The following is a 3,764-nucleotide window of genomic DNA, read 5'->3' on the forward strand; positions in this document are numbered from 1 at the left end:
GGCCGCCCCGGTGGGGCCGGCCGTCGCGGGGAAGGGCGTCGCAGAGGCGGTCATGGGGTCCTTTCGACGAGCATCGAGGACCGGACGAGCGTGCCGAGCGCGGCGCGGTACCGGGCCAGGTCGGACTCCGGGACGCCGGCCGCCGCGCAGGCTTCCCGGGCGGTCGGCGCGTCGCCCAGGGAGCGGACGACGTCGAGGAGCCGGCGGTCCTTGAGGAACGACAGCTTGCGCGTGCCGAAGTGGTAGAGGAGCGCGCCGAAGGGCTCGGGCCGCACCGAGACCTGCGGATGCAGGTCCCAGGCGCGGTCGAGGTCGATGCCCGGCATCGGCTAGTAGACGCCGCACATGCCGTCGATCGAGACCTCCTCGATCAGGGACTCGGCGACGTCGGGTTCCCGGGCGGCGTCGTCAACCGGGTCCGTCACCTGGTTCTCCGGCGCGTTGGTGTCCATCAGGGGCCTCCTTGTCCGACTTGGCACGGATACTAAATGCATCGAGTGCCAAAAGATAGGGTCCGGTCATGATTCCGCGTGCCGACGTGCTCGTCGTGGGGGCGGGCGGCAGCGGCGCCGTGCTGGCCGCGCGGCTCAGCGAGGACCCCGGCCGCGCGGTCGCCGTCGTGGAGGCCGGGCCGGTGCCGCGCGCCCCGGCGGAGTTCCCGGCGGACCTGCTGGACGCCCGCCTCGTCCCCGGCGCCCGGCGGGGGAGCGCCGCCGTCCGGATGGTCCCCGCCATGCTCGCGCCCGGCATGCCCTACATGGCGCCCAGGGGGCGCTTCCTCGGCGGGTCGACCACCGTCAACGGCGGCTACTTCGTCCGGGCGCGGCGCGCGGACTTCGACCGCTGGTCGGCCGCGGCGGGCGACGGCCGCTGGTCCTACGAGCGGGTGCTGCCGCTCCTCCGCGCGCTGGAGACGGACCTCGACTTCGGGGACGCCCCCGAGCACGGTGACCGGGGTCCGGTGCCGGTCCGCCGGGCCGGCCTGGACCATCCCGCCGCGGCGGCGTTCGAGGCCGCCGCCCGCGAGCTCGGCCACCCGGGCGAGCCCGACAAGAACGCGCAGGACGCGCCCGGATTCGGCCCGGTGCCGTCGAACACGCGGGACGGCCGCCGCGTCAACACCGGGCTCGCCTACCTGCTCGGCGCGGCGCACCGCCCCAACCTCACCGTGCTCGGCGGCTGCACGGCGCGGTCGCTGGTCATCGAGCGCGGCAGGGCGACGGGGGTCGTGGCCGAACGGGACGGGCGGCGCACCGTCCTGGAAGCGGGGGAGGTCGTCCTGTGCGCGGGAGCCCTCGCCTCACCGCACCTGCTGCACCTGTCGGGGATCGGCCCCGCCGCGGACCTGGAGCGCGCCGGCATCCGGGTCGTCCACGACCTGCCCTCCGTGGGCGCCGCGCTGAGCGACCACCCGCAGGTGATCGTGGAGTGGGCGCCCAGGCGGCTGCTGCCCGGACCGTCCGGCTCCTGGCTGGGCGGGGCACTGCACCTGTCGTCCACCGGCTTCCGCGGCGCGGGCGACCTGGAGATCCTCCAGTCCCTGGTGCCGATGACGGGACTGGTCGCGGGGACGACCACGGCCCCCGGCGCGCCCCTGCCCTTCTTCGCCTCGGTGCAGGCACCGCGCAGGACCGGCGGGCTGCGGACCCTGTCGGCCGATCCCGCCGTCCCGCCGCGCGTCGAGTACGGGTACCTGGAGACCGGGGCCGACCGGCGCCGGATGCGCGAGGCGGTGCGGGCGGCGGCGGCCGTGGCGGCCACCGCGGCCTTCGCCGAGGTGGCCCGGGAGCCCGCCGGACCGGACGCGGGGACCCTGGACGACGATCACGCGCTCGACCGCTGGATACGCGCCCGGCTCGGTACGTCCCAGCACACCTGCGGCACCGTCCCGCTGGGGTCCGCCGTCGATGCCCGCGGCGCCGTGCTCGGGCTGGCGGGGCTCCGGGTGGCCGACACCTCGATCCTGCCGACGGCCCCGCTGCGCGGCCCGGCCGCCACGGCCGTCCTCGTCGGCGAGGTCGTCGCCCGCGCCATGAGCGGGCGGGAGCCCTGAGCGGGCCGGAGAACCGGCTCCTCAGGATGCGGGCGGCGTGTCGTCCAGGACGGCCGCCAGGCCGTCGCCCAGGTGCCGGATCGCCTCGTCCAGCAGGTCGGACAGCGCCGCCCGTCCCTCGCTCGCGAGCCAGTGCTCGTAGGCCGACATCGCGGCGGCGAGCACGAGGTGACCGGCGAGGCGGGGGACCGCCGCCGAGGACGGGACGCCCGCACGCGCGGCCACGAAGTCGGTGATGACCGCCCGCCACGACGCGTACCGCAGGGTGGCGTCGGCCTGGAGGGTCGGCACACCGAGGATGAGTTCCATGCGCTGGCGGTGCCAGGGCACCTCCTGCGGGTCGAACCGGTTGAACTCGACCACGGCCCGCCGCACCGCGTCCATCGTCGGCATGCGGGTGCCGGTCTCGGCGAGCAGCTCGCGCAGCCTGCGCAGCTGCCCCTCGAAGTCGCCCCAGACGAGGTCGTTCTTGGAGGAGAAGTAGCGGAAGAACGTCCGCCGCGCGATACCCGCCGCCGCCGCGATGTCGTCCACCGTGGTCTTGTCGAAGCCCTGCCGGGCGAACAGTTCGAAGGCGAGCCGCTCCAGGGCGGCGGGGGAGGTCGCGCGCGGCCTGCCCACGGCCACCCGGCCGCCGTCCGTCCCCGCGTTCGAGCCCACGGCCACAGAATCCCACGCCCCGCGCCCCCGCGGACCCCGGTGCTGGAGGCCGAGGGTTAATACAGTGGAATTTGTTTATACAAGATAAATGAGGCAAAATGGGCGGCCCGCCACCGGGTCCGATCGAGGAGACCGCAGTGACATACGTGATCGGTGAGCCGTGCATCGACGTCCTGGACCGCGCCTGCGTCGAGGAGTGCCCGGTCGACTGCATCTACGAGGGCGAGCGGGCGCTGTACATCCACCCCGACGAGTGCGTCGACTGCGGCGCGTGCGAACCGGTCTGCCCGGTCGAGGCCATCTACTACGAGGACGACCTGCCGGCGGCGCTGGAGCCCTACCGGGACGACAACGCGCGGTTCTTCACCGAGACGCTCCCCGGCCGCGACGCGCCGCTGGACACTCCCGGCGGCGCGGCCAAGCTCGGCCCGGTCGGTGTGGACACCCCCTTGGTCGCGGGCCATCCGAAGCCCGGCGAGGAGTAGCTCGCGCGGGTTTTCACACAGGCACTGTGAAAACCACCGCGGGACTCGCGGGACGTTCGTCCGGCAAGGCAGGGCCTTTCGGCCGTGGATCTTGGGGAAGGGGCGTCTAGTGTCGAGGTGGACTTCGAGCTGGAGGTGGCGCCCATGGCGGCTCCGATCATCGTGGGGATCGACGGTTCCGCGCACTCCTGGCGGGCCCTGGACTGGGCCGCCGACTACGGCGCCCGCCACCGCCTGCCGCTGAGGCTGGTGCACGCGTCGCGCGTCCTGGAACCGGGCGGGACGATCCCGGACGATGCGCTGCGGCGGCTGGTCGCCGAGCGGGAGGCCATGCTGGCCGAGGCCCGGGACCACGCGCTGAAGCGGCACACCGGCCTGGACGTCACGACGAGCCTGATCGAGAACGATCCGGGCGGCGCGCTGGTCGGCGGCAGCGACGGGGCCGCGCTGGTGGCCGTCGGCTCGCGCGGGCAGGGGGGCTTCGAGGGCCTGCTGTTCGGGTCGGTCGGCCTCTACACCGCGTCCCGCGCCCGGTGCCCGGTGCTGGTGGTGACCCGCCCCGCGCC

6 protein-coding genes are annotated in these 3,764 nt (G+C 74.8%); 3 read left to right on the top strand and 3 right to left on the bottom strand.

Translation table 11 applies throughout. From position 1 onward, the window contains the following. Positions 1-50: 50 nt before the first annotated feature. Positions 51-326 carry a mycofactocin biosynthesis chaperone MftB gene (gene mftB, locus E1289_RS36760; RefSeq protein WP_131988671.1) on the bottom strand — a complete coding sequence of 92 codons (276 nt, stop codon included), beginning with the start codon at positions 324-326 and terminating at the stop codon, positions 51-53. Between the two features lie 3 nt (positions 327-329). Continuing rightward, the gene (mftA, locus tag E1289_RS36765; RefSeq protein ID WP_131988673.1) at positions 330-452 is read right to left on the bottom strand and encodes a mycofactocin precursor MftA; all 123 of its coding nucleotides are present in this window, start codon (positions 450-452) and stop codon (positions 330-332) included. 68 nt (positions 453-520) lie between these two features. Between mftA and mftG the strand changes: the two genes are divergently transcribed. Next, the gene (gene mftG, locus E1289_RS36770; protein ID WP_131988675.1) at positions 521-2,053 is read left to right on the top strand and encodes a mycofactocin system GMC family oxidoreductase MftG; all 1,533 of its coding nucleotides are present in this window, start codon (positions 521-523) and stop codon (positions 2,051-2,053) included. A 21-nt stretch (positions 2,054-2,074) separates the two neighbouring features. Here mftG and mftR read toward each other — a convergent pair whose 3' ends face one another. Then, a complete protein-coding gene (mftR, locus tag E1289_RS36775) occupies positions 2,075-2,713 on the bottom strand; it encodes a mycofactocin system transcriptional regulator (protein WP_243713453.1) in 639 nt (212 codons plus the stop codon). A gap of 137 nt (positions 2,714-2,850) precedes the next feature. Here mftR and fdxA point away from each other — a divergent pair, with 137 nt between their 5' ends. Together fdxA and E1289_RS36785 are read left to right on the top strand one after the other, a co-directional pair. Next, positions 2,851-3,198, top strand: coding sequence for a ferredoxin (fdxA, locus tag E1289_RS36780; RefSeq protein WP_131988677.1), 348 nt, complete (start codon positions 2,851-2,853; stop codon positions 3,196-3,198). A 117-nt stretch (positions 3,199-3,315) separates the two neighbouring features. Then, positions 3,316-3,764 (top strand): universal stress protein (locus E1289_RS36785; RefSeq protein ID WP_131988679.1); only part of this gene is annotated, 449 nt, incomplete at its 3' end.

The sequence above is a fragment of the Actinomadura sp. 6K520 genome (assembly GCF_004349245.1).
Lineage (GTDB): Bacteria > Actinomycetota > Actinomycetes > Streptosporangiales > Streptosporangiaceae > Spirillospora.